We start from the raw sequence: 25903 nt of genomic DNA, 5'->3' as shown, positions 1-25903 counted from the left end.
TTTAATGGCAGACATTATGCTCGACACCAAAGACACTGTGTTACTTGGACTTGATTACGGCGTTAAAAAGATGGGTATGGCACTGGGTAATACTGTGACCCAAGATGCTCGCCCGTTTGATATCCTCGCGATGAATAATGGTCAGCCGGCTGACTGGGACAACCTATTGGGAATTATCGACACCTGGAAGATTGGTCAAGTGGTGGTTGGATTGCCGCTGAATATGGATGGCAGTAGCTCAATGCTTGCCAAACGAGCACATAAGTTTGCGCGGCGCTTAGCGCACCGTTTGGTTGAGCAGCGTATTAACGTGCCAGTACAATTGTTTGATGAGCGGCTGACCTCTGTTGAAGCACGCGAAATGGCGTGGGAGTTGGGACTTATCAAAAACGAGCGTGACCCGATTGATGATATCTCCGCTTGTTTGCTGCTACGTACTTATTTAGCCAATCCCGAGCACGCTAAAGATATCTTGACCTATAAGCCTGACGCTTAGCATTAATATAAGTTCAAGCCCGTATATAACTATTCTTTACCCTTTTGAGTACAGCAGCAGTAGCCCTTCTACTTATGTGTGCTCTTTTTAAATTTTGCCAAATATAAGCCCTTTGCCATGCCTACCGAAAATCCGTCAACATCTCATAGCCCCAACCCTCGCTCAACATCTATCGCTGGGTTCCCTGCACTCGCGATTCAAGCCATACGCGGCGCCCAAAAAATTAACCGCTATTGCATTTTTCTTATCGTTTTAGCTATTTTCTCGTTTGTGGTGTTCGGCACGTTAGCCAGTTTAAAGATGTTTCATGGTAGTCGTGAGCTGTATCTGTTATTTCACTATTTGCCGTATGCACTCGTTGCTTTAACGATCCCACCGATTTTATATCAAGCGTTTTTGGTATATCGCTATCGTCTTAGTCAGCCTTCTATGCTAGTCACCAGTGTCGGCGGTGCCAGCTTGCTGCTTATTATTTGCTTAATTTTTTCATTATCTGATTGGCTATGGCTCGCTATGGCAGCATGGATTGGTGTGGCATATTGGTTTCAGGCAACCTTCAAGCGCTTTTTTAAATTTATTGATGCTCAACCAGAAGTATAGTCAGCACCCCTTAAATAGAGCTTAAATATTGGGCAGAGAAACTATTTTACAATCAGCCACTCGCCGCCCTTTAATAGTTGCCGACTTGCCCTTATGTTAATAGACAATAGAAACAGAATTTCAACCCAATAGGTGCTAACACTATGACCACTTCTAATACCGATAACTTAGAATCAGCTCAAGCGATTGATCATCACCTTGATACCCAAGGGCTTATCTGCCCCGAACCAGTCATGTTGCTGCATCGTACTATTCGTAAGGCAGAAGGCGGCGAGTACATTGAAATATTAGCTACCGACCCTGCCACTACCCGAGACATTCCTAACTTCTGTCGTCATCTTGGCCATACCTTGGTAGAGAATTCTGAAACACAAAACCCATCCGGTAATCCTGATAATCACACGGATACCTTGTATCGCTATGTGGTACAAAAGAAAAGAAGCTAATTAAACGCTCAGTTATTTTTGTCTTAGGGCTACTATTAATAGTATGCAACGCTGTCTTTATTTAGTCTATTCGTCTGCTTTAGAGCCGATTTGTATCAACTTTGCTTATTAACACGTCTTATCTGTATTACTAATCTGATAGATGCCGTATCAAACGAGAGCTTTAACATCATTAAAGTTCCTAAAATACTTGTTAAAGAATTAAGATTTTATTAATAAAATAATCTAAGAAGTTACTTATTTTAAACAATTGTTCATTGTCAATAAACAGTATTGAGTTCAGTTTATGATACGATTTAGTGACTTAGTTGCTAAGCTCTGTGCTAGGCTTTAAAAATATAAGTTTTGATTTTAAACTCTGATTGTGACCTATCATATTAAATATATAATCTAATAAGGACAAATAAGATGAGTAATAATAACAATACAACTCCCTATAGTAATTTTGATTTACAGTTTATCGGCGGCGAATGGGTAAAAGGTAAAGATGACAGTGTCAATAAAGATACCAACCCATACAATGGCGATACTCTTATTGAAATTCCTCAAGCTACCAAAGAGCAACTGGATGAGGCGTTCAAAGCCGCAAGCAAGGCTCAAACTGAATGGGCCAAAAAGCTACCTGGTGAGCGTACAGCTGTTATGCATAAAGTTATAGAGCTTATGGATCAGCGTCATGATGAAATCGTTGACTGGCTTATTAAAGAATCAGGCAGCACCCGTATGAAAGCGGAAGTGGAATTAAAAATTGCCCGTGCAGTGACAGTAGAAGCCTCCACCTATCCCAACCGTATGCATGGCGAGATTCGCCCTTGCAATACACCAGGCAAACAAAACTTTGTGTTCCGTGATCCCGTTGGCGTTATTGCATTAATCAGTCCTTGGAACTTCCCACTGCATTTAACTCAGCGCTCACTTGCCCCAGCTATTGCTTTAGGTAATGCAGTCGTATTAAAACCTGCCAGCGATACGCCAGTGACGGGCGCCTTATTATTGGCCAAACTGTTTGAAGAAGCAGGGCTTCCAAAAGGCGTTCTAAACGTAGTAATTGGCGCTGGTAGTGAAATCGGCGACGCTATCGTGACCCATGATACGCCAAGCCTTGTTTCATTTACAGGATCAACACCTGTCGGCAAACACATTGGTGAGCTTGCCTTTAGCGGCGACTATATCAAAGATGTGGCATTAGAACTGGGTGGTAATAACCCATTTGTGGTATTAAAAGATGCGGATTTGGATCAAGCAGTTAAAGCGGCGGTCTTTGGTAAATTCTTGCACCAAGGTCAGATCTGTATGGCGATCAACCGTATCATTGTCGAACAAGATATCTATGATACGTTTATAGATAAATTCAAATCCTTGGTTGAGACCTTAAAAGTGGGCGATCCAAATGATGAAGATACTTTTGTGGGTCCTATCGTCAACAAAAACCAGTTAGAATCATTACAAGAAAAAATCGCCACTGCTAAAAAAGAAGGCGCTAACATGATTCTTGAGGGCAAAATCGACGGTCAGCTAGTACACCCTTATATCTTCACGGATGTCACCCCTGAGATGGACTTATTCCGCAATGAGATATTTGGCCCCTTAGTCGGTATCATTAAAGCCAAAGATGAAGAAGACGCGTTAAGACTGGCCAACGATACTCAATATGGCTTATCAAGTGCGGTATTTACCAGCGATATGCAACGTGGTATGAACTTTGCTAAGCGTATGGAAGCGGGTATGACCCATATCAATGATATGCCAGTGAACGATGAAAGCATGGTGCCGTTTGGTGGAGTGAAAAACTCAGGTATTGGCCGTTTTAACAGCGATAAAGTGTTAGAAGAGTTCACCAAAACTCATTGGGTATCTTTCCAAAATGAACCCCGCGATTATGGACTTTAAAAAATTATGAACTTTAAAAAGATAGATAATATTTATAGGCTACACTTGCTCATATGAGTTTTGAGCAAGCCGATTAATAAGCCAATTAAAGCAGTCATATTAAAAAAGAGGCCACATTATGTCGCCTCTTTTTTTGTCGCCTTTTATTTTAATGCTATGCTATATTCTTTTTCTATCCAAAATAAAATATATTAAGTGAGCACAGTTAATGAGTCGTGACAGAGCCGTTCAGCCAAGACAGCCCAAAGCCTTAGCCGTGGATGATGAACCTGCCTATATCACCGAGTTTCGTCAGGCGATGCTGTCACGTGGCTTGTCGACACGTACCCGTAATGCCTATGTGCGTGATTTAAAGCTGTGCGAAACCACCAATTCCAAGGCATTAACGCTATGGACAGATTTAGATGTGATGCAATGTTTGACGGCATTAGATAGACAAGGTAAAACGCCACGTACTCAAGCGCGTATGCTCTCAAGCTTGCGTCAGTTTTATTTGTGGATGGTGGGTAATGAGCGCCGAGAAGACAATCCGTGCGAACGTATTAAAACTCCAAAAATAGGACGCTCACTGCCCAAAGATTTATCAGAGAGTGATGTAGAAAACCTATTGTCAGCGCCTGATACCAGTACCGCTATGGGACTGCGTGATAAGGCGATGCTTGAAGTGCTTTATGCCTGCGGATTGCGGGTCAGCGAGCTGATGAACTTATCTCTAGAGCAGGTAAATCTTAATGCCGGCTGGTTACAAATCACAGGTAAGGGTAATAAAACCCGCCTTGTACCACTCGGTGAATATGCCAGTGAGGCATTAGATGATTATCTGCAACATGCTCGCGGTGAGCTAATCGCTCACTTAAAATCAGGTAACTGCCAAGCAGTGTTTTTGACCACCCAAGGCGGTTATATGACACGGCAGAACTTTTGGTATATGTTAAAAAAATATGCCAAACAAGCCGGTATTGAAGAGAGCCTATCGCCGCACAGCTTGCGCCATGCTTTTGCCACCCATTTGCTCAATCATGGGGCGGACTTACGCAGCGTGCAGCTTTTGCTTGGTCACAGTGATTTATCTACCACCCAGATTTATACCCATGTGGCGACGGCTCGATTGCAACAGCTACATGAGGCGCATCATCCGAGGGGGTAAATTATGCCAGAGATATTTAAGCACGGTATTTGGTTCTATTGGAATGACAGTAAATTCGAATTGTGTACGATAATAGGCAAGTTGATTTTGAGGAAGTCATATCAGTATTTGATGACCCAATGCATGTAACCAACATGGACTCTCGTTTTGACTATGAAGAGTTACGATTTTTGACGATTGGTATAAGCAATAAAGGTAGACTATTTGCAGTCGCTTGGTTTGTGTCAAGTGATGATAGCTTAACAATTATTACTGCGTTTAAACCAAGCAAGAAACAAATAAAAGGATATAATCATAGTTGATACTAATTTAGATTATGAAAACATGGATATTTCTAGAGCAAATCACGTTATGCCAAACGTTATCAAAACCTATCAAACAAACAAAAGCCAATCACAAAATAATGCATCACCTATTGACGATGATGTGATGGATTGGTTAGTGAAACAAGATGACGCCACTAAACACCATGTTAATGAAGTGATTAGGCATTTTATGGCGATTAAGCATGTATAGTAATCTACCTAGTCTGCGTAGATCGGGTTAGCGAAGCATAACCTTCAAACCATTAAAACGTTGGTTTCACTTTAATTTAGTTTTATTTGCTGGGCTAAAAGCCCAGCCTATTCTCTCCGAAGTTTTAATAAATCTAACCCATCCCTATTAACACTAAGGGTTTGTTTGATTAAATGGCCTGTAGGATGCGTCCCACGTACTTTTAAAATAGAGTGTTATCCATGGCGCACGGGGCACACCCTACTACACTCTATCGTGTAAAAGATAGAGCTCAATGAGTTATCATAGTTTGTAAGGGTAGATTAGTGAAGCGTAACCCACCACTCATATGGTCGACTTGTGATGCGGTTTAGCCCCGATTGTAGCGGATATACTGTTTAGATAGACGAGTTGCAGTCGCTTGCTGTGGCGCGGCGCACGAAGTAAGCGACACGCCACATCTTAGCCACTGCCTCGGGTAGATAAGCAGATAGTAGCGAAAGCGGGATAAGCTCCAAATACGTCTACTTCTTAATCAGTTCATACACCACAAACTTTGCCTCAGTGCTAAAATTATTATCCTGTGCAGACGTCAATAAAGCCCCACGCTTCTCTGCCTTAGCACGATAAGAATACGGGGTCATAGTCAGCAAGTCTGCTAATTGATCGGCATTTAGACTCAAATCTGCTTGGACGTGATGGGTCTGAAGTAGCTCAAAATACGGCGTAAGCTCCTCCAAGAACTTATCCGAATCATGCGGACGGACGTCATCAAATAACGCCTCACGCATGCTTTGTAAATGCCCCGCATCAGGCTTGGCAATAAGCAGCTGTCCGCCTACCTTTATTACCCGAGCAAACTCATCAGCCAATATCGGACTAAATATCGTGCTGATACCGTCAATACTAAGACTGGCTAATGGCAAATGGGCGGCACTAGCAACCATTGGATAAATCGCAGCCGTCGGACTCAGAATATTATCCGTCTGAGACCACAGCTTATGCTGCTGCTTGGCCTCTTTTGCCAATAAACTCACCGCAGGCTTACTAATATCCAGTGCTATTAAAGACGACTTGCTGTTATTTGTTGCCGCTAATGCTTGAGCGATAGCTCCCGTGTAATACCCTTCACCGCAGCCAATATCGAGCCAAATCTGATTACCTAATTGAGCCGATTCCTCTGTTTCATGTTTAGCTAAGCTGGCAATCAGCTGCTGCAACGGCTGATAAAAGCCTTGGCTCAAAAAACGATGGCGTGCTTCAATAGAATCCTGACTGTCACCAGGGTCTTTGGATTTTTTATTCTGTACTGGCAATAGATTGACGTAGCCCTGACGCGCCACATCGAACGGATGACGAGTATTTTTAGCGTTTAGACTGCCATCACAAAGCCATGTTTTGGCATCAGGCATTAATGGAGATTGACAGTATGGGCAAACAAATGACGGTGATGCAGCAGCAGAAGGACAAAGCAGTGATGACATAAGTCTCTCAATATGAGTATTGGAAGAGGATAGGCGTGGTGTTTTTATGCAAAATCAGTGCGATAAAATAAGTGCACTCACTTGACCCATATAGGGCGCGTTAAGACCAATGCTTTAATAACTGGTCAATATAATGCTTATTGTATTCAATAAAGCTATCCGCTTCGAGTTGACGATTCACGCTATCGAGCTTTGATCCCACATCTTTTTCTTTATTTGCCTCAAGGGGAGTGCGGGTATTGGGTCTTGTTAACTTCAACAACAAATTCATTTCACTCTCGTCCTCAACAGCATATTGCATATGGTTTAAGTCCGTTTGCTGTTTGAAGTGGTTTAATAAATTTTCTAACTGCTGCTGGAGTGCTTGTCGTTGATCACACGTGGTCTGGGTTGCAAAGAAGATGGCCTGCATATCCGATAACGTAGTGGCTTCAAGATTGGATAAAATCACTTGATAATTGGTCGCTTGCATCTCATCTGGCTGCTGAGCAATCAGCCAGCGCAATAAAATCTTAAGCTCCATAATGGTTTGTCTAAATTGGTGCTCTCGCTCATTTCCCACAGACGCAAAGCCGGCCATCTTTTTCTCTAAGATGGTCTTATTGAGATCTTTAACCTGTGCCAAATTCAAAGAGATAAGACGGTCAATACGTGCTTCGTGCTGTTTTTTAAATAAATCTCTAACATCAGGGCTTACCTCACCATCTTTCACAAACTGACTGGCTGTCTCATCTAGGCGTAAAATCGTATTATAAGTTAAGTCTTTAATAGACTCTTCCACACTGGTAGCAAGGTAGGGGTGGGCTTGCTTTAGGTAATCAAGATGGCCATAAAGTACATTGGTTGCTTCAATCAGTTGCTTGAGCCGCGAAGTAGGTTTTGCCGTTAATAAAATCGATAAGTGTGCAGCATGGCGCTTACTGGACAGCGGCATAAAATACGCATCACTCTCTGTTGGCTTGACTGATTTTGTGCTTTGCTCATAATTGGAGGTCTTGGGGTTATTACCCCCAATAAACCAGTTTTTTATCCGCTTCCAAGTCACTGATAACATATTAGGGGAAGAAGAATTATTAGTGGTTGTTAATGCATAGTTATCGGCACTGACAGCACTATTATTTGTTTTGGCAAGATGTATTTTACTGCCAATATAATCCTGTAGCACCCAATCCGCCAAAGCATGTGAAATATCTGCATTGACTAAGGTAGGTGACTTTACGATGGTTGATAAGGAGGGGATACTAAACGCCAACAGACGCTTTTTTTGCCACCCTTTTAGCTGCTGTTTGATACCTTGTACACTACTGTTAAGTAGGCATACTCGAAGATTGCTCTCGACAATCAGTAAATTATAATAAGGTATAAAATAATCAATATACGATTGACCATTAACCTCTACATATTCGGCTATTTGAAGTAATTCATAGGCAACACTGGCATGAGGGCCTTTACCGGTAATATAAGAATCTTGTTCTTCATCAATAAACAGCGGTTTATTTTCTATTACTTGCTTCATGATTCTGTCTTGGTTGTCTTGTTCTAAATAAGGCAAAAAACCAGTACTATCATAATAAGAAAAGGTAAAAGATATGGCTTGAGTAATATCATATAGACGGCGGCGCTGCTTAATATCTGTCGTCTCATCATGAAACACCACATAAAATTCAGGCAACACAACATCCGTTAAATCATTTAAGAATACCTGCCAACATTCAATCGCTTGGCGGTTTTTACCGTCTTGAGTATCCGTTTCTGACTTGACCGTTAATTTAATTAATAAATTGCTCAAACGAGTTAGCAAGAGATTATAAGCACGTGCCTGCTGCTTGGTTATCGGCCCAATGTGATTACGATCAATTGGATTTTTTTCAACAGAATTCATAAGCAAAACAGTTCACCTTGATTACTTTGTTTATCTTAGTTTCAATGTCATCAAGCCTAATACCACTAACAAGATAGCAATAATCCAGAAACGCACTACCACTTGAGTCTCTTTCCAGCCAAGCTCCTCGAAATGGTGATGTAGCGGTGCCATTAAGAAAATACGCTTTTTACGCAGCTTGTATGAACCGACCTGTAGCATTACTGATACCGCTTCTGCCACAAACAAACCGCCCATAATCGCAAATGCAATTTCTTGGCGGGTCATCACGGCGATTGTACCGAGCATAGCGCCCAAGGCCAATGCGCCCACATCGCCCATAAACACTTGTGCCGGATGTGCGTTGTACCACAAAAAGCCCAAACCAGAACCAATCATTGCTGCACAGACAATAGTCACCTCAGAGTTATAAGAGATATAAGGCACATGCAAATATTCAGCGAAACGTACATCCCCAGAGACATAAGCAAAGGCACCGAGCCCAGCTGCCACAAACACCACTGGCAAAATAGCCAAGCCGTCTAAACCATCGGTCAAGTTCACCGCATTCGATGAACCATTAATCACAAAATAGGTAAAGATAATAAAGGCAAGACCAAGAGGGGCAGCGGAGAAAGGAATAATCCAGTCTTTAAAGACCGGTAATAGCAAATCTTGCATAGCGCGTGTAGTGGCAATGTCTGGCTGCTGCGAAGCGATATAATAAAGCGAACCACCCACAAACAGCGCACCCAGTGATAACCAAAAATACTTTTTTCGAGCAATCAAACCTTTAGGGTTTTTATACTTGATTTTCAGCCAGTCATCGGCCCAGCCCACACCGCCAAATATAACCATGACCACCATCAAAATCCAGATGTACGGGTTGGTTAAATTCGCCCAACATAAGGTAGCAAAACCGATGGAGGTCAAAATAAGCACCCCGCCCATGGTCGGTGTACCGGTTTTGGCTAAGTGGCTTTTGGGACCATCATCACGTACCGCTTGGTCATATTTGACGCTACGCAGATAAGCAATAGTGCGAGGACCCAACATGATACTAAAAGCGAGAGAAGTAATAACGGCCAATAATGCACGCAAGGTTAATGATGAAACCGCCGAGAACGGTGAATAGAATTGACTCAACACACTGTCAAATAACCAATATAGCACCGCTTACTCCTCATTTATTTACTTAAAATTTTGTAGGTCAATATAGGGCAAATACCTGCCAGCTTGCGGCACTTAATAATGCTCAGCACAGTGACAACCATTTAATCATTACAATTAATCGTAAAACTATCGCAAAAACACCATTCTAAAACAGCGTGGCTAGAAACTTATACCAAAAAAAACATGCCGACGTTATCAAGTTAGCAATCATTGGCTGACTCAATAGTTATTGATAAGCCGCTGCTTGTTTGGTCAAATCCTCGATAAGGGTTTCCATTGTGGCACTGCGCGAGCCTTTAAACAGCAAAGTGCACATTTGATTTTGTGCGCTCTTCTCTACCAATAGAGCCCCAAGCTTGGCCAACAGCTCAGCTTTGGTTGCAAAAGCATACGCAGACTTCATACCCTGACTGGTCGCGCCAGATATCGTATGTGGGGCAAATTCGCCCACACTCAGCAATAAGTCAATCTCTTTATCAGCAATAGCAGCACCTAGCTTGGTATGCTCATCAATCGATGCATCGCCCAACTCGCCAATATCACCCAACACTAAAATCTTAGTGCCCGCTTGAGCAGCAAGCACATCCGCTGCCGCACGCATTGAATTTGGATTGGCATTATAGGTGTCATCGATAATATGATGTTGACCCAAAGTCTGACGACCTAAGCGGCCTTTGCTAGACTGCGCTTGTCCCAGACCTTGTGCAATAACTTGCGGGCTAACACCCAAAGCATAAGCACAAGCAGCTGCCGCTAACGCATTGCTGACATTGTGCTGACCGGCCATAGGCAGCGTTACCTCTACCGACACTGCGTCCAAATCGGCTGACGCATTATAACCAACCGTAGGCAAATGTAAAATGAACTGGCTTTGTAACGCCGTAGTATACACATCCGTGGCATAAATATCTGCCTTGCTTGGCGTGCCAGCCTGCCAACCAAAGCGTAGCACCTTATTGCTATATTGCAGTGCTGTCGCAGTTAGCTGGCTGCTATAATCATCATCTGCCGGCACCACGGCAGTTCCTGCTTTTGTTAACGACTGATAAATCTCTGCTTTGGTCTTAGCAATGTTATCTCGACCACCGAACTCACCCAAATGCGCAGTACCTATGTTTAAGATACAAGCCACATCTGGCTTAACCATCGCTGAGGTATATTCAATCTCACCGACATGGTTAGCACCTAATTCAAGTACTGCGTATTGATGCTGATTTTCTAACTCTAGAAGCATCATGGGTACGCCAAAGTCATTGTTTAAATTACCACGGGTAATCAGTGTGGAATGACCTTCCGCCTTGGCTGCATTTTGACTCGTCTCAGACTCTACGGCGATAAAAATACTGCGTAGCATCTCTTTCACTGTGGTCTTACCACTAGAGCCCGTAATGGCTATCACTTTTAAATCGCTGTGCTGCTGACGGCGATAGGCGGCAATGTGACCGAACGCTAAGCGCGTATCATCAACTTGTAATTGCGGCACATTAACCTTGCCGTTAACGGTGCTGACAATAGCCGCAACTGCGCCCTTCTCTACCGCAGCTTCTACAAACTGATGACCATCAAACTTGTCACCGACAATGGCTAAGAAGATATCGCCCGCTTCAATTTTACGCGTGTCGGTAATGATACGAGTTGCTTGAATCTGACTACCACCAGTTAGGTGATGCCATTGACCGTTAACTGCCTGCGTTGCGGCGGCTAAGTTATCCGCCTGCCAAATGTATAAGCCACTTTGGGTGTCCGCTATTGCCATCTTTTATAGTTCCTAAAATTGATACCGTCTGCTATTTAGAGTCAGTGTCAGGCTGAGATAATTAACTATTTCTCTTTTAACGCTCATATTTTTTAATCAACGCCTCTTGCAATACTAAACGATCATCGAAGTCATAACGCACGCCCTTTATTTCTTGATAGGTCTCATGACCTTTACCTGCAATGACCACAATATCTTCTCTTCCTGCGTGTTCAGCTGCATGGGTTATCGCCTCACGTCTGTCCGCAATGATGGTGGTTTTCGCATACTGCTCGTCAGTCATGCCCTCGACCATATCCTCTAAAATCAGCGCAGGGTCTTCGCTCCTTGGATTATCTGAGGTCAGAATTACTTTATCGGCGACGCTTAAGCCTGCTTGTGCCATTAACGGACGCTTGCCTCTATCACGGTCACCGCCGCAGCCAAATACTGCCCATAAGTCGCCACTGCAATGCGGTTTAAGACTGGTTAATACTTGGGTTAACGCATCTGGAGTGTGTGCATAGTCAACAATAAACACACCGTGCTCCCTACTTGCTGACTCCACGCGCTGCATGCGCCCACTTGCGCCTTGCAGCTGGCTAACCAGTTTCGGCATGAGTTGCTCATCGATACCCAATGCCAGACCTGCAGCAATCGCCGCCAATAAGTTAGCAACGTTAAAGCGACCTAACAGCGGGCTATTGACCGTTAGCATGCTAGATGAGTTTTCAGTGCCTGATACCTTATCTCCTGCTATTTCAATATCAATAGTCGCGCCCTCTAAGCTTGGGCTGATATTTTTGGCAATAAACGTCGCATCAATCGTATCTATTTGAGCCACCCTTTCTTTTAAAGCATCTGTATTAAACCCAGAATTTAAGCTATATACCCACACCTGAAGACCAGATTTAGTGGCCGTCTCAATCATAAGCGGTGCAAAATCATCATCGATATTAATAATCGCATGGGTCAATTGAGGAAAATAAACGTTATCAAATAGGCGGGCCTTGGCACGTGCGTAATCTTGCATATCTGGATGATAATCCAGATGATCACGGCTTAAGTTGGTGTACACCGCCACTTGTACCGGTACGCCTTGCAAACGCTGTTGATCAAGTCCGTGCGAGCTGGCCTCTAATGCCAGTAAATCCACACCCTCGTTGGCCATCTGATGTAAAAACGACTGCACCGCAAGCGCATCGCCTGTGGTATGGCTGGCTTGGATTAAGTTATCTAAACGACCATTACCGGCCGTGCCCATCACCGCACTATTTTGCAGCTCTGGCAGCTTAGATAATTGGCATAGCTGAGCAATTAATTGGCTAATAGTGGTCTTACCATTAGTCCCTGTCACAGCAACAACATGCGGCAATTGAGTCAATAGATCATTACTGCTTTGAATGGTTGATAAAGTCGATACGGGCAGAAGGCTTAACTGAATTAAAGTGCCTAGAATATCGCGAATGTTGGGAACAAATAGCAGAGGGCAGGCATTGTCTAGACTATCGTCATACTTTAAATCTTGTGGATCGATTTCGCTTAAGATAAAAGCCGCTTGCTGTGAGGCAGTCTTGACATAGGCTTGGCTATTTTGGATAGGCTGAGTATGGCTTTTTAATAGCACAAAAGCCGCTGGTTGAGCGGCATCTGATGAGGATAATTGGCGACTGTCTAAAATGAATGCTGAAAAAGGGGTATCTAGTACGGTTTGCTTTGAAGTCGCCTCTGCTTGCAGCTGCTGCAAAGGCGTTTGATTAGAGAACACGTTTGATGTGGTGCTTATCAGCTGACGCAGAGTCAATGCCGTTGATTCTGCGTCAGCGTTAGTGTCGTTGTGTTGGCTATGTACTGTCATCTAATTGCCCTATTCTGATTTTAACGGCTTGTCTAGTGGCACATTATACAGACGCAGCGCTTCTTGCATCACATTGTGGAATACAGGTGCTGCCACGATACCAGCGTAATGCGCTTTGCGAGGGTCTTCGACTAAAATAACCGAGACCAAACGCGGGTTAGATGCCGGCGCCATACCTGCAAACACGGTACGATATTGATCAGTATAATAGCCACCATTTGGGTTCACACGGCGTGATGTTCCTGTTTTACCTGCCACACGGTAGCCATCAATGGCGGCCGCTGTCGCTGTACCACCTGGCTGAGTCACGGCTTCCATCATTTTAACCACTGCCATCGCCTTGTCTTCACTAATAATGCGCTGACCTGGCACTTTTTCTTCTTGCTTAATAAGCGTGAGCGGATGCAGCACACCACCTGCACCAAGCGCTGAATACGCTTGAGCGATTTGCGCTAAAGTTACCTGTAGACCATAACCATAACTGACGGTAGCACGGCGTGAGGTTTCGTTTTCTTTAGGTGTTGGGATAATACCGGCTTGCTCACCTGGGAGCTGCAACGCGGTTTTTTTACCAAAGCCGAAGCTCTTTTGCATATTGGTAATCGCATCAGGCGGTAATGACAGCGCAATCTTGGTAGAGGCCACGTTACTCGATTTTTGAATCAAGGTACCCATGGTAATCGAGCCCAAGTTATTATGGTCACGAATGGTATAGCCTTTGACGCGAATCGAACCTGGACTAGTATTAATCAACGAGCGCTCAGTATATTTACCCGACTCTAATGCGGCCGCTACCGTAAATGGCTTCATTACTGAACCGGGCTCAAACACATCGAGCACCGCACGGTTACGCTGATTGTTACCGGTCATTTCATTTAAATTATTGTTGTTAAATGATGGCCATGTTGATAATGCCAATACCTCACCGGTATGCACATCAACGACCATACCAGTCGACCAGCGTGCTTCTTGCACGCGCCCTACCCGCTCAAGCTCTTTGTACAGCAAATACTGCAAGCGTGAATCAATCGATAAAGCCACATCTTCGCCCGGTACAATCGGTTTGATTTGCTCAAGCTCTTCGATGCTGTTTTGATAACGGTCTTTTAAGACGCGCACCTTGCCATCTTCGCCAGCCAGTTTCGCTTCATATTGACGCTCAATACCGGCACGTCCCTGATAACTACTCTTAGGATCATTGGCGTTATAGCCCATAAAACCAAGCAGTTGCGCATTCGGCTGCGGCTGCGGGTAATAACGACGGAACTCTTGTTTTTCATACACACCAATAAAATCGAGCTGCATCACTGCATCAGCAATCTCAGGGGTAACTTTATTTAATAATGGCACATAATGCGAGCCAGCCCCTTTTGGCAACGCGGCTTTAACCGCCTCTTCATCTTCAAAATCGATGCTGTTATCTATCGCTACAGCTTGCTGCAAGCGTTCAAGAGATACGCCAGAGATAGAGGCCAGACGTGTTAAATCCATGTCGTCTAACTTTTTAAGCAGACGCTCGCGGGCCTCTGGATTGTCGCTATTTTTTAAAATACGCTTTTGTAGGTCATAATAAGCCAGTGCATAGTCATAAGGGCTAAATGAGACGCTTGATAGCGGTGCACTCACTGCCAATGGCTGATTATTACGGTCGGTAATCATGCCACGGTACGCGCGCTGCGTGCGCTCACTGGTGATAATCTCGTTGCCTTTTTCAATATAGACATTTGAGTTAACAACTTGCAAATCAATGGCACGAATCACCAGCGCTAACAATAAAAATAGCGCCAGCCCCCACATAATCTTAAAGCGAATGAGATCGTTTTCAACGCCGCCACGGGTTAACGCCCCGCCTTTTGGCCCAAAGCCCCATGCACCGCGCTGTTTAACACTGGTATAGACGCCATTATTGTCGTCTTCTTTTTTCCAGAACGTCAGTTTACTAAGTGCGCTTTTGTTTGCACTCTTTTTGGCAGCTGATGGCTTTGTGGTCGACTTCTTGGTTGATTTGGTCGTTTTTTTGTTTAATGGCTCAGTCACCTTGCCATGTAAAGGTTTGTTAGCGCCCTTTTTAGCGGTGGACTTACGACTGCTCGCCGTATTCTTGGTAGAAGGCTTCTTAGTCATCTACGCCTCCTTGCTCGGTCGTGGCTTGCGCTCCAGCTTGTGTATGCTGTTGTGGCTGACTGCCTTCGTCGATGTTTAGATGATCACCCGGCTTGGTAGACATTGGCTGCAAAATCAGCTTATCTTTGGTAGTCGGAGAATACATACCCAATTGAGTTACCGCGCGATTCGCAATTTGCGGCGTGGCACTAAAGGTCTGCTGTTCAATCACCAAACGCTGATTCTCAATTTGTAGATTACGGTGCTCTACTTTCATCTTTTGCAGCGCCATATAGTCTTCATGATACTGCTGTATCTGTTCTGCATTTAGAATGGCGGTCCAAATAATCGCGATGGCAAGCAGCGCCATCAACACCGCATAAAAGCTTATGCCGCCGTAGCGTTTTGTGAGCAGATCGCCCATTGCTAGCGAGTGCGAATCCAATTCATCCTGACGAGGGGGTTGTTTATTTGCCATATAGTGACTGATTTGTTGACCTATGCGCTGTGAATGACTCAATGAAAGAGCAGTTGTATTTGTTAGGGAGGACTGTGCTGTCTTAATCATACCACTCTCTGGACGTGCAGTAAGCACAAGCATATACTTAAACAGCGGCTGTACTCAATTTAAGTAGAATAAAAATAAAATGAAGATAACGGTGTGAGTCAATAAGCAGATGACTCATCATTTTAGTCAATCAAGTGGGTTATGAAGACATCTCTGTATTATATGGGGTATCGCTGCGTGTGGCTACTCTTAACCACGCACTTCGTGAACGATTATTACCACCGACTTCTGCCTTACTTGGTGCAATACGCTGCGGCTTACTAAAATAACGCGGACGCAGTGGTGGCATCGGCAGATTTTGATCTTCTGGATATTGACCACGACTGTGACGCTGCAAGAACTGCTTAATACGGCGATCCTCTAATGAATGGAAGCTAATCACGGCAAGCTGACCATGAGAGGCCAGTAACGGCAAGCTTTGCTCTAAGAAGCTGTCAATATCGCCAAGCTCATTATTAATAAATATACGCATGGCCTGAAAGCTTTGGGTTGCTGGATGTTTGCCTTTCTGCCATTTTGGATGCGCCTGTTTAATCACTTCGGCCAGCTCTAGAGTCGAGGTGTATTGCTCCATGCCCTTGATAGCGCGAGCAATACGGCGGCTGTGACGCTCTTCTCCAAAGTCATATAACACATTGGCCAAGGTTTCCTCGTCCACCGTCTCTAGCCATTCACCAACCGACTGACCGCGGCTGGTATCCATACGCATATCAATGGCGCCGTCACGCATAAAGCTAAAGCCGCGACTGCCATCATCAAGCTGCGGTGACGATACGCCCAAATCAGCCATAATACCGTCGACTTGAGTGACACCATGCGCCTTTAGGCATTTGGTAATATCAGCGAAGCTTTCGTGAACCACCACCACGCGGCTGTCTTGTGCGGCTAAATCATTAGCAACTGCAATCGCTTCTGGGTCTTTATCGAACACAAATAGCGTCGCATCATCACTTAGATAATTGAGCAGTAATTTGCTGTGCCCGCCACGGCCAAATGTCGCATCGACATAGATGCCAGAGTGCTTCGGCGTATCTTCGCTCAGCGACCTCTCACCGAGTACCGCAGCCACGGTTTCAAACAATAGCACTGTCTCATGACTAAATTCTGAGGAAGCAGTCTTGGCTTGAGGTGGATTTGATTGAGTAGAAGGTTTTGAGGCGGGGTTTTGGGCGTCGGTCACAGTAAAGTTGATCCCTTAAAAATAAACAGCAAAAAGGTAGATTAAACCCCTCCATTATCGCAAGCTATAGCCGCTTGTCAAGAAAAGCAAGATAAGTTAACCAAACAAAATGTATGACCAGTTTCATCCTCTTTTTTATGGGTCTTTAAAATCGGTATGACCCTCTTATTAAAGAGACAGTTTAAGACGGTCATTTCAACCATCCATATAAGACGACGACACTCAAGAGCATTACGCATTATAAGCACCAAATCAAACCTGTTATAATAACCGTCAAATATTACTACCCCTTTTGCATTATTATTTTTACACTGTTTTATTACTGACTATTTTACTATCTTCAATTTCACAAACCTAAGAGATAACCATGACACAGACCTCTGTTAATCGCCCTGTTCGTACCCGTATTGCCCCCTCACCTACCGGCTTCCCTCATGTTGGCACGGCGTATATTGCTCTATTTAACTTAGCATTTGCCAAAGCAAATGGTGGCGAATTTATCCTACGTATCGAAGATACTGACCAAAGCCGCTCGACCGATCAATCAGAAAAAATGATCCTTGATGCGCTGCGCTGGGTTGGTTTGGATTGGGCGGAAGGTCCAGACAATGGTGGTCCGCACGCGCCATACCGTCAAAGTGAGCGCAGTGATATTTATAAAAAACATGCCCAAGAATTATTAGACAAAGGTCACGCCTTCCGCTGCTTCTGCACCCCAGAAGAGCTTGATGAGATGCGTAAAGAGCAAATTGCACGTGGCGAAAACCCACATTATGATGGGCGTTATGCTGACTTCCCACGTGAAGAATCAGACAAATTAGCCGCTGAGGGCAAACCCTTCGTCATTCGCATGAAAGTACCTAGCGAGGGCGTGTGTAAGGTGCAAGATATGCTGCGCGGCGAAGTCGAGATTCCTTGGGAACAAGTCGACATGCAAGTACTGCTTAAAACTGACGGCCTGCCAACTTATCATTTGGCCAACGTGGTTGATGACCATTTAATGGAAATTACCCACGTGATTCGCGGTGAAGAGTGGCTAAACTCAGCGCCGAAGCATCAGCTGTTGTATGACTATTTTGGTTGGGAGATGCCTGTACTGTGCCACATGCCATTGCTGCGTAACCCAGATAAATCAAAACTGTCTAAGCGTAAAAACCCAACCTCTATCACCTACTACCGTGATGCGGGCGTGTTGCCAGAAGCACTACTGAACTATCTGGGCCGTATGGGTTATTCAATGCCTGATGATAAAGAAATCTTCACCTTAGATGAGATGATTGACAGCTTTGACATCACTCGTGTATCGCTTGGTGGCCCTATCTTTGATGTGGAAAAATTGAACTGGTTAAACGGTGAATGGCTACGTGCTTTATCACCTGAAGAGCTTCGAGATAAAATCCTAGTATGGGCCAGTGATTCAGATAAATTAACCGCCATTGCGGCAGCGATTCAGCCACGTATTCACCTGCTATCGGATGCGGTAAACTGGGGCGGCTTCTACTTCCAGAACCTACCAGAGATTAAAGCCGAAGATTTCGAGCATAAAACGCTAACGCCTGAGCAAATTATCGAAATCTTGCAAATCGCAACGTGGAAGCTTGAGACGTTGCCAGAGTGGACAGAAGACAATATCTTTAAGACGCTTAAAGGCTTGAGCGCTGCGCTAGATATCAAACTGCGCGATATGATGGCGCCATTCTTTATCGCTATCGCTGGTAGTACCTCATCCACGCCTGTGATGAACTCTATATTTGTGATTGGCGCTGATATGACCATGGCGCGCCTACGTCATGCGGTTGAAGTACTGGGTGGTCTGGGCAAAAAGAAACTCAAAAAGCTTGAGAAAACGGCTCAAGATATGCCAGATTTTTTGGTGGATGTTGAGGGGTAGATTTTGAGCTAGCACTGTCATTTTAATGGTAAATCTTTCGTCTTAAAGGAGTAAGTCTGTGAGTAAGCATAATAGAAAAATAACGGTTAACGACATCCCTATCACTGTCTCACGGATTGAGGAAGAGGATTTTTTAAGCCTAACAGATATGGTTAAAGGGTTTGAAGGTGGCTTATCATTAATAGAGGCATGGCTTAGGAATAAAAATACGATTGAGTTTTTAGGCACTTGGGAGCGTATTAATAACCCTAATTTTAATTCCCCCGAATTCGAGGGAATTAAAAATCAAGCTGGGCTAAACCGTTTTTCTTTGTCAGGTAAGCGTTGGGTCGAGAAGACCAATGCTATTGGCATTAAGTCTAAAGCGGGACGTTACGGTGGCACGTACGCTCATAGAGATATCGCTTTTGAATTTGGTGCATGGCTAAGCCCCGAGTTCAAACTATACTTAATTAAAGAGTTTCAACGCCTAAAAGAAGAGGAAGCAGGACGTCAGTCTGTTGAGTGGCAAGCAAACCGAGAGTTGGCGAAGATTAATTATCGATTGCATACTGATGCCATTCAGCAAAACCTATTACTTGGCATTAACGAGAAAGAGCATTGGAAGCATTATACTTCTGAAGCGGATATGCTAAACGTTATTGTTTATGGGCAAACGGCTGCTACATGGAAAAAAGAGAATCCTGATAAAACGGGAAATCAGCGTGATTATGCCTCTCATTTAGATAACGCCATCATTGCCAATATGGAGATGCTCAACTCGACTTTAATTCAGCAAGGTATTGTTATGAGCGAGCACTATAAGATATTAAAGCAACAGGCTGAGCAGATGCGAGCCACTCTTGAGGATAGTCCTACTATAAAAAGGTTGGATGGTTAAGAAATCATAGTAGTATGCCTCCAATACCTACTACTTTATCAATGTTTAATAAGTATCCCTATGCTAAATCCACCCCCAGCCGTATTACACCTAAAATCTCGCAACGAAGTTCGGGTGCGTGAGCTGACCCTACGCGATAATATGCTGTGCTTAATCACCTCTGGTACCAAGTATTTGTTACAAAATGAGTCAAGCCGTTTGACTTTTAACACTCATAGCTTACTAATGCTACACCAAGGTAGCACGGTAGATATCATCAACGAGCCTCCAGCAGGTGCGCCGTATCAAGCAACCGTAATCGACTTATCTGCTGACTATCTTGAGTCCTTTACTACTCGTTATCAACATGATTTATCAGCTATTAAAACCATGCCTTACAAGCCTGATACTTTAGCAATCACCTCTGTGACTACAGATATAGACATAAAAGCCAAAGCAGTGCTTAGTGAAACCTTTAAGCGTACCGTAACTAGTATTGAAACGTTTAATAGAGCGGATGGGGCTATAGATTCGCTGATTTATCGGCATCGTTTAGATGAGCTATGCTTACTGCTTGCAAGTTTAGGCTATCAATTTAAGGTCGGTAGCACTATGACCATGAGCGATAAGGTTTTTCGACTTGTTGGTAGCCAGTTGCATAAGACGTGGAAAAAAAGTGAAGTGAGTAAAACGCTCAATATAAGTGAAAGCACACTAGACCGTAAGCTTAAAGCAGAAGGCACTAATTTTAGTCAATTAATACGTACTTTGCGTCTAGAACAAGCCATGAGTTTACTGTTACAAAACCAGCTATCAGTTGGAGAAGTCGCTTATGCGTGTGGCTATCAATCACATAGCCGATTTAGTCAGGCGTTTTATAAATATTTTGATGCATTGCCCTCTGCTATTTGTTAAAGGTTGCTAATATTTTTAAATTGATGCGTTGGGCATAAACATTGAGGCAATATGGCGAATGAACTGAAGTGAGCTCCTATAGAATACATAGGGTCAGTAGTCAATACTGACCCTATTTATTTTTTAAGGACTTAACCTATGAAGACCAAAGTTTTATGTGCGTTAATGTTATCTACGGTCGCCATGCAACCCAGTTTTGCTGAAACGTTTACCGTAAATAGTGAAAGCTTTATCCAAGGCAAAAAACTCACCGACAACCAAGTGTTTAACGGGTTTGGGTGTGACGGTGGCAACTTATCCCCTGCCCTTTATTGGCACAATGCTCCAGAAGATACCAAAAGCTTTGCAGTGAGTTTATATGATCCCGATGCGCCAACAGGGTCAGGGTTTTGGCATTGGACGGTGCTCAATATCCCAAACCATGTGACTCATTTAAATCTTGATGCAGGCAATCTGAGCAATAAGAATTTGCCAGTGGGTGCTTCGCAAGTCCGCAATGATTATGGCATAAAAGGGTTTGGTGGAGCGTGTCCGCCTGCGGGTGATAATCCACATCGTTATGCGTTAACCATTCATGCCTTGGATGTTGCCAGTATCGAGCTTCCAGCGGACGTCAGTCCAGCCGTTGCAGGCTTCATGATTCGCCAGCATCAAATCGGTAGTACGTCGGTGACAGCACATTATATGCGCTAGAGTCATATCAAGTTAGCTCGCCACTTAAACACGTAGGAAAGGGTTTATCATTAGGGGATAGCCTGTCTTTTCAGCCCAGTTTATAAGCAACCTCCTACTATAGCTAGCTTCAGAAATATTTTAAACCTGCTGCTTCTAATTGACTCAAAAATAACGCAAGTTTTACGCAGGTAGAACCTGCGTTTTTTATTGTCTAATTATTCTAAACAGGTTATTTGTATTGATTAATATTACTTGCCTACCGTAAGGTAAAACTACAATCTTTTTTGACTATATTTTACCCACAGCCTACCCAACACTTTTCTTATAAATCTGCTCTGCGATATAATTGCTTATAACTATCATTATTAGCCATACCACTAGTTGCCACTGAGTTGGGATATTAAACATACGAGTCATCAATATGGCGATGCCAATGCCTACTAACGTGCTCAGAATTCGATATACATATTTCATGGTAACTCTCCTATTAGCTTATACTATCCTTCACTTCTTACTCTCCAAATCCCGCCACAATAGCCAAAGTCTAGTGTCTAGGTCAACCTGATGATAATCAGGCTGCATATGACAACACAGTTGATAAAAGGCTTTATTGTGATCGCTTTCCTTAAAGTGTGCCAACTCATGCACCACAATCATCCGTAGAAACTCTGGCGGAGCCTCTCTAAATAGACTGGCCACAGTAATACTGTTATGTGCCTTAAGCTTACTCCCCTGTACCCGCGATTGATGGGTATGAATGCCAAGCGCATTTTTGAGCACACTCAGCTTGCTGTTATAACTCACTTGTGACAGCTGCCCTACTTTACGCATGTTTTGATTTTTAATCTCAGTCACATACTGATATAGCGCTTTGTTATTTTGAATCTGGTGGGTATCCGGATATTTTTGTTGTAGGTACGCGCCAAGCTTATTTTGCTCAACAAGCTGTTTAACTTGGTCTTGTATATGAGCGGGATAAGGCGCGATATATTTTAAAGCGGTCACAGTCATGTCCTATTTTAAAAAGCTGTAAATCAACGATTTATTAAGATATCTCAAAATTTATTAAAAAGTAAAACTAAATCTATATGTGCAAATAATTAAATTTAGTTAACAATACTTACCTAATCAGTAACACACTAATAACACTCTAATCCCTTGAAGGGCGTACTATTAGCACCATATATAGAGCATAACGAAACATTCGGAGAAGGTTATGACTAATAAAATTCAAAATAATGTCACTATTACTCAACCTCGCCAAGTTGAACACTTATATGCGGGTGTCGATACCCAAGATGGTGCGGGTGTTAAATTAACCCGTGTGCTAACTCAGCAATTACAAAAACGTCTTGATCCTTATCTAATGCTCGATAACTTCAAAAGCGATAACCCAGACGATTATATCGCAGGTTTCCCAAATCACCCACACCGTGGTTTTGAGACGATTACCTATATGATTACTGGCCGTATGCGTCACAAAGACAGCGCCGGCAACGAAGGCTTATTAGAAAACGGCGGCGTACAATGGATGACCGCAGCCAGTGGTGTCATTCACTCAGAGTTACCTGAGCAAGAAGATGGCGAAATGGAAGGTTTCCAATTATGGCTAAACCTACCAGCCAAGGACAAAATGAATGACCCTTGGTATAAAGACTTTCAAGACGCAGATCTGCCTAAATTTGAAACCGAGAATGGTACCAAAGTAACCGTTATCGCTGGTGAATCAAATGGGGTTGAAGGGGCAGTGACTCGTGAAGTGACTGAACCTACCTATCTTGACATTCATTTGCCAGCAGGCGCAAGCTTTAGCCACGAGATACCGGCAAACCATAATGCATTTGCCTTCGTCTATCGTGGCCATGCAAGCATTGCGGATCAAGAAGTACCGGTTAAAAACATGGCGATTCTAAAAAATGATGCCCACTCTGATGGTATCGTGATTGAAAACGCTGCTGATGAAGAGACCAAAGTAATCCTTGTTACCGGTCGTCCATTAAATGAGCCTATCGTTCAATATGGCCCATTTGTGATGAACTCACAGCAAGAGATCATCAAAGCAGTAACCGACTTCCAAGAGGGGCGTTTTGGTGAAGGTGCGTAACCGACACCGACGTCTTAGCGTACAGTAAGTCACCCCGTATTGACTTACTGCAGTACCGATAAGGTCGCCAATTTGGCGACCTTATTTTTATGGGGTATGTTAAGCGATTTTAATTCAATAAAAATCTACTACTAAATATATTTAAAACAAGGTCTTAGCAGGTATAAGAACAAGTATTTTAAATTAATTACTCTTTTTTCGAAAAAAGGTATTGACAGAATCACTATCCTCGCCTAAAATACGCCCACTCTTAGCAAGGGGCTATAGCTCAGTTGGTAGAGCACTTGCATGGCATGCAAGGGGTCAACGGTTCGACTCCGTTTAGCTCCACCAATACTAAGAATAGTTGATAATCATCATATTTTATATATAATGACCGTCAGCGGCACCAACGTAAGCACCTAGGCAACGCTATTCATAGCACCTTACGTTGTAAAACTACTTCATGTTTACATGATTTTGTGTCCCGTTCGTCTAGAGGCCTAGGACCCCGCCCTTTCACGGCGGTAACAGGGGTTCGAATCCCCTACGGGATACCACCTATTCGAGCTTGTCTTTAATAGACTGTTTTAATCAACAGCATTAGAAGATAAGCAACTAAACCTCCAATCAATGATTGGAGGTTTTTTTATGACTTGCTATTTAGTTATTACTGTTTTCATCTCTTTACTCTCTGTCAACTGTCTCAAAACTCTATATTCCCTGTTAACCCTCTTACTTTAAGAGACAAGCGGTGACTTAAACTGTGATTTTAATAATCTGAGGGTTTAATAGCCATTTGATAAAAAATAACCTTGTTTAAAGTAACGCCTATTTACTATTTCACATAACCGCTACTCTCTTTATTTAACGTTACACAAGTACACACAGTACACACCCTTATAGGTACAAGTATACATTTCGTGTCAAAACCTTACCAAACTTAATCTTTTTAAAGTTTGGCTGTGATAGTATTCAAAAATCAAAGCTAAACAAAAACTAAGTCAAACGTTTAGTCATTGACCAAATAAAATAATTACACTCTATTTTCAAAGTCGGCACCTGACAATTTTGGCTTTGAAATAATACTTTTTATGAGGATAACAATATGATGCCATCTTATACACCACAGCGTCGCCCATCTTGGCGCGGCGTAATAGCAGGGCTTTTGATGGGTTTGATCGTGGTTATGGCCATGATTGCACTAGCTCTAGTTCTAAGCTCTTTCCTACCTTTTAGTCTTCAAGGTACCAGCATAGCCGCTGGTATTTATGCTGCTATTACCGCTTTAGTTAGTGCTTATGTCGCAGGCTACTTTGCTGTGAAATATTCAGCACCTGAAACCCTTTTCGGTGATGGTACTGAAATTGATCCTAAAGATGCCACTTTAACTGGTCTATTAACAGCAGCAGCAATGGTTGCGCTAACCACATTGATGGCTATTAATGGCGCTACAAGTATTTTATCGTCAGCGACTAGTGCTGTAGGCAGTACAGTTAGCACGGTAGCGAGCACTGCAGCCTCAGCTGCTGGTGGCGTTGCATCTGCCACTTCTGGTGCGGTTGGTACAGCGGTAGAGCAGTCAGATGTAAATATGCAACAAGAAGCTAAAGATATCTATAACAAAGTAACCGGTGATATCAGCCGTAGTGATATCGAAAGCTGGGTTGCTAAAAACACCCAAGGTCTAGACCAAGAACAAATCACTGCGACCACTGATGTGGTTGAAGAGATGGTTAATGAGCAAAAAGCAGAAGTACAAGATCTTGACTTCACCAGCCTCGATACTTGGAAAAACATTGATGAAATCGCTAAAAACCGTTTGGCTGATATCGAACAAACGCTAACTAGCGATGAAATTATCACGCGTTTACAAGCTGAAGGTCTCAGTGAAGCTGAAGCTCAAGAAGTTCGTAACGAAGTTGTTGCCTCTTACAATGAGTACAAAACTGAAACTGAGCAAATGGTTGCTACTGCCCAACAAAAAGCTGACCAAGGTATGCAAAAAGTGGATCAAGCATTAGATACTGCTGAAGATGTGGCACGCAAAACTGCCTTATATTCAGGGTTATTCTGGTTGATTAGTGCGCTACTTACTTTCCTTGCCAGTACTATGGGTGCAAGAAGTGCCGCTGCTAACTACCGCTTAGACAAACCAATCGTTAGAATGGGTGACAATGTACGTTAATTGAGACGATTACTTTAAATCAATATTATCTTTTTTAGTGTTATTGGTTTAAATGCAATTTGCTCCTATCATATAATTATCCATATAAAAAAAAGCACCCTGATTGTCAGGGTGCTTTTTTTATGGCTATGTCCCGTCCTAAAATAAGTTTACGAAAAGGAAGCTTATAAATGGACAAAGCAGAAAGATCAAGGGTTAAACGAACACAGAAAGATTACACACTCGGCTTTAAATTAGCTATTGTAGAGCAAGTAGA

22 protein-coding genes and 2 tRNA genes are annotated in these 25903 nt (G+C 43.3%); 15 read left to right on the top strand and 9 right to left on the bottom strand.

Annotated features, from left to right (window positions below):
* Nucleotides 1–16 precede the first annotated feature (16 nt).
* From ruvX to AC2SLM_RS08750, 7 genes are all read left to right on the top strand, one after another.
* Entirely contained in the window at nucleotides 17–496 is a 480-nt protein-coding gene (ruvX, locus tag AC2SLM_RS08780) for a Holliday junction resolvase RuvX (protein ID WP_486540061.1), read from the top strand.
* A 117-nt stretch (nucleotides 497–613) separates the two neighbouring features.
* Complete coding sequence (locus AC2SLM_RS08775; protein WP_486553290.1) at nucleotides 614–1096, top strand: hypothetical protein; 483 nt, start codon at nucleotides 614–616, stop codon at nucleotides 1094–1096.
* Between the two features lie 143 nt (nucleotides 1097–1239).
* The gene (tusA, locus tag AC2SLM_RS08770) at nucleotides 1240–1542 is read left to right on the top strand and encodes a sulfurtransferase TusA (protein ID WP_486540057.1); all 303 of its coding nucleotides are present in this window, start codon (nucleotides 1240–1242) and stop codon (nucleotides 1540–1542) included.
* Between the two features lie 408 nt (nucleotides 1543–1950).
* Entirely contained in the window at nucleotides 1951–3432 is a 1482-nt protein-coding gene (locus AC2SLM_RS08765) for an aldehyde dehydrogenase family protein (RefSeq protein WP_486553288.1), read from the top strand.
* Nucleotides 3433–3640: 208 nt separating this feature from the next.
* Entirely contained in the window at nucleotides 3641–4579 is a 939-nt protein-coding gene (xerD, locus tag AC2SLM_RS08760) for a site-specific tyrosine recombinase XerD (protein ID WP_486540053.1), read from the top strand.
* Nucleotides 4580–4641: 62 nt separating this feature from the next.
* Entirely contained in the window at nucleotides 4642–4881 is a 240-nt protein-coding gene (locus tag AC2SLM_RS08755; RefSeq protein ID WP_486553286.1) for a BrnT family toxin, read from the top strand.
* A gap of 49 nt (nucleotides 4882–4930) precedes the next feature.
* Complete coding sequence (locus tag AC2SLM_RS08750) at nucleotides 4931–5095, top strand: hypothetical protein (RefSeq protein WP_486553284.1); 165 nt, start codon at nucleotides 4931–4933, stop codon at nucleotides 5093–5095.
* Between the two features lie 503 nt (nucleotides 5096–5598).
* On the opposite strand, the gene AC2SLM_RS08745 is transcribed toward AC2SLM_RS08750, so the two are convergent.
* The 8 genes from AC2SLM_RS08745 to rsmH all read right to left on the bottom strand — a co-directional run bounded on the left by AC2SLM_RS08745 (nucleotide 5599) and on the right by rsmH (nucleotide 17036).
* Nucleotides 5599–6558 (bottom strand): putative RNA methyltransferase, encoded by a 960-nt coding sequence (locus AC2SLM_RS08745; protein ID WP_486553282.1) that lies wholly within the window; start codon nucleotides 6556–6558, stop codon nucleotides 5599–5601.
* A 100-nt stretch (nucleotides 6559–6658) separates the two neighbouring features.
* Nucleotides 6659–8440 carry a hypothetical protein gene (locus AC2SLM_RS08740; RefSeq protein ID WP_486553280.1) on the bottom strand — a complete coding sequence of 594 codons (1782 nt, stop codon included), beginning with the start codon at nucleotides 8438–8440 and terminating at the stop codon, nucleotides 6659–6661.
* Between the two features lie 30 nt (nucleotides 8441–8470).
* Entirely contained in the window at nucleotides 8471–9592 is a 1122-nt protein-coding gene (gene mraY, locus AC2SLM_RS08735) for a phospho-N-acetylmuramoyl-pentapeptide-transferase (protein ID WP_486553278.1), read from the bottom strand.
* A 226-nt stretch (nucleotides 9593–9818) separates the two neighbouring features.
* Nucleotides 9819–11348 carry a UDP-N-acetylmuramoyl-tripeptide--D-alanyl-D-alanine ligase gene (locus AC2SLM_RS08730; RefSeq protein ID WP_486553276.1) on the bottom strand — a complete coding sequence of 510 codons (1530 nt, stop codon included), beginning with the start codon at nucleotides 11346–11348 and terminating at the stop codon, nucleotides 9819–9821.
* A gap of 76 nt (nucleotides 11349–11424) precedes the next feature.
* The gene (locus AC2SLM_RS08725) at nucleotides 11425–13185 is read right to left on the bottom strand and encodes a UDP-N-acetylmuramoyl-L-alanyl-D-glutamate--2,6-diaminopimelate ligase (RefSeq protein ID WP_486553274.1); all 1761 of its coding nucleotides are present in this window, start codon (nucleotides 13183–13185) and stop codon (nucleotides 11425–11427) included.
* A 9-nt stretch (nucleotides 13186–13194) separates the two neighbouring features.
* Complete coding sequence (locus AC2SLM_RS08720; RefSeq protein WP_486553272.1) at nucleotides 13195–15309, bottom strand: peptidoglycan D,D-transpeptidase FtsI family protein; 2115 nt, start codon at nucleotides 15307–15309, stop codon at nucleotides 13195–13197.
* Nucleotides 15302–15889 (bottom strand): cell division protein FtsL, encoded by a 588-nt coding sequence (ftsL, locus tag AC2SLM_RS08715; RefSeq protein ID WP_486553270.1) that lies wholly within the window; start codon nucleotides 15887–15889, stop codon nucleotides 15302–15304. Before ftsL ends, AC2SLM_RS08720 begins: the two co-directional genes overlap by 8 nt.
* Nucleotides 15890–15995: 106 nt before the next feature.
* Nucleotides 15996–17036 (bottom strand): 16S rRNA (cytosine(1402)-N(4))-methyltransferase RsmH, encoded by a 1041-nt coding sequence (gene rsmH / locus AC2SLM_RS08710; RefSeq protein WP_486553268.1) that lies wholly within the window; start codon nucleotides 17034–17036, stop codon nucleotides 15996–15998.
* Nucleotides 17037–17403: 367 nt separating this feature from the next.
* Here rsmH and gltX point away from each other — a divergent pair, with 367 nt between their 5' ends.
* From gltX to AC2SLM_RS08690, 4 genes are all read left to right on the top strand, one after another.
* Entirely contained in the window at nucleotides 17404–18927 is a 1524-nt protein-coding gene (gltX, locus tag AC2SLM_RS08705; RefSeq protein ID WP_486553266.1) for a glutamate--tRNA ligase, read from the top strand.
* 58 nt (nucleotides 18928–18985) lie between these two features.
* A complete protein-coding gene (locus AC2SLM_RS08700; RefSeq protein ID WP_486553264.1) occupies nucleotides 18986–19807 on the top strand; it encodes a KilA-N domain-containing protein in 822 nt (273 codons plus the stop codon).
* A gap of 60 nt (nucleotides 19808–19867) precedes the next feature.
* Nucleotides 19868–20701 carry a helix-turn-helix transcriptional regulator gene (locus AC2SLM_RS08695; RefSeq protein WP_486553263.1) on the top strand — a complete coding sequence of 278 codons (834 nt, stop codon included), beginning with the start codon at nucleotides 19868–19870 and terminating at the stop codon, nucleotides 20699–20701.
* A 138-nt stretch (nucleotides 20702–20839) separates the two neighbouring features.
* The gene (locus AC2SLM_RS08690) at nucleotides 20840–21394 is read left to right on the top strand and encodes a YbhB/YbcL family Raf kinase inhibitor-like protein (RefSeq protein WP_486540027.1); all 555 of its coding nucleotides are present in this window, start codon (nucleotides 20840–20842) and stop codon (nucleotides 21392–21394) included.
* Between the two features lie 486 nt (nucleotides 21395–21880).
* Here AC2SLM_RS08690 and AC2SLM_RS08685 read toward each other — a convergent pair whose 3' ends face one another.
* The gene (locus AC2SLM_RS08685; protein WP_486553262.1) at nucleotides 21881–22381 is read right to left on the bottom strand and encodes a M48 metallopeptidase family protein; all 501 of its coding nucleotides are present in this window, start codon (nucleotides 22379–22381) and stop codon (nucleotides 21881–21883) included.
* A 211-nt stretch (nucleotides 22382–22592) separates the two neighbouring features.
* Between AC2SLM_RS08685 and AC2SLM_RS08680 the strand changes: the two genes are divergently transcribed.
* The 4 genes from AC2SLM_RS08680 to AC2SLM_RS08665 all read left to right on the top strand — a co-directional run bounded on the left by AC2SLM_RS08680 (nucleotide 22593) and on the right by AC2SLM_RS08665 (nucleotide 25647).
* Nucleotides 22593–23480 (top strand): pirin family protein, encoded by an 888-nt coding sequence (locus AC2SLM_RS08680; RefSeq protein WP_486553260.1) that lies wholly within the window; start codon nucleotides 22593–22595, stop codon nucleotides 23478–23480.
* Between the two features lie 257 nt (nucleotides 23481–23737).
* A tRNA-Ala gene (locus tag AC2SLM_RS08675) sits at nucleotides 23738–23813 on the top strand.
* 130 nt (nucleotides 23814–23943) lie between these two features.
* A tRNA-Glu gene (locus AC2SLM_RS08670) sits at nucleotides 23944–24019 on the top strand.
* Between the two features lie 548 nt (nucleotides 24020–24567).
* A complete protein-coding gene (locus AC2SLM_RS08665; RefSeq protein ID WP_486553258.1) occupies nucleotides 24568–25647 on the top strand; it encodes a hypothetical protein in 1080 nt (359 codons plus the stop codon).
* Nucleotides 25648–25903 lie beyond the last annotated feature (256 nt).

It is taken from the genome of Psychrobacter sp. CX16, assembly GCF_057396245.1.
Note: the sequence above shows the minus strand (reverse complement) of the source record. Positions and strands in the feature narration are given on the sequence as shown.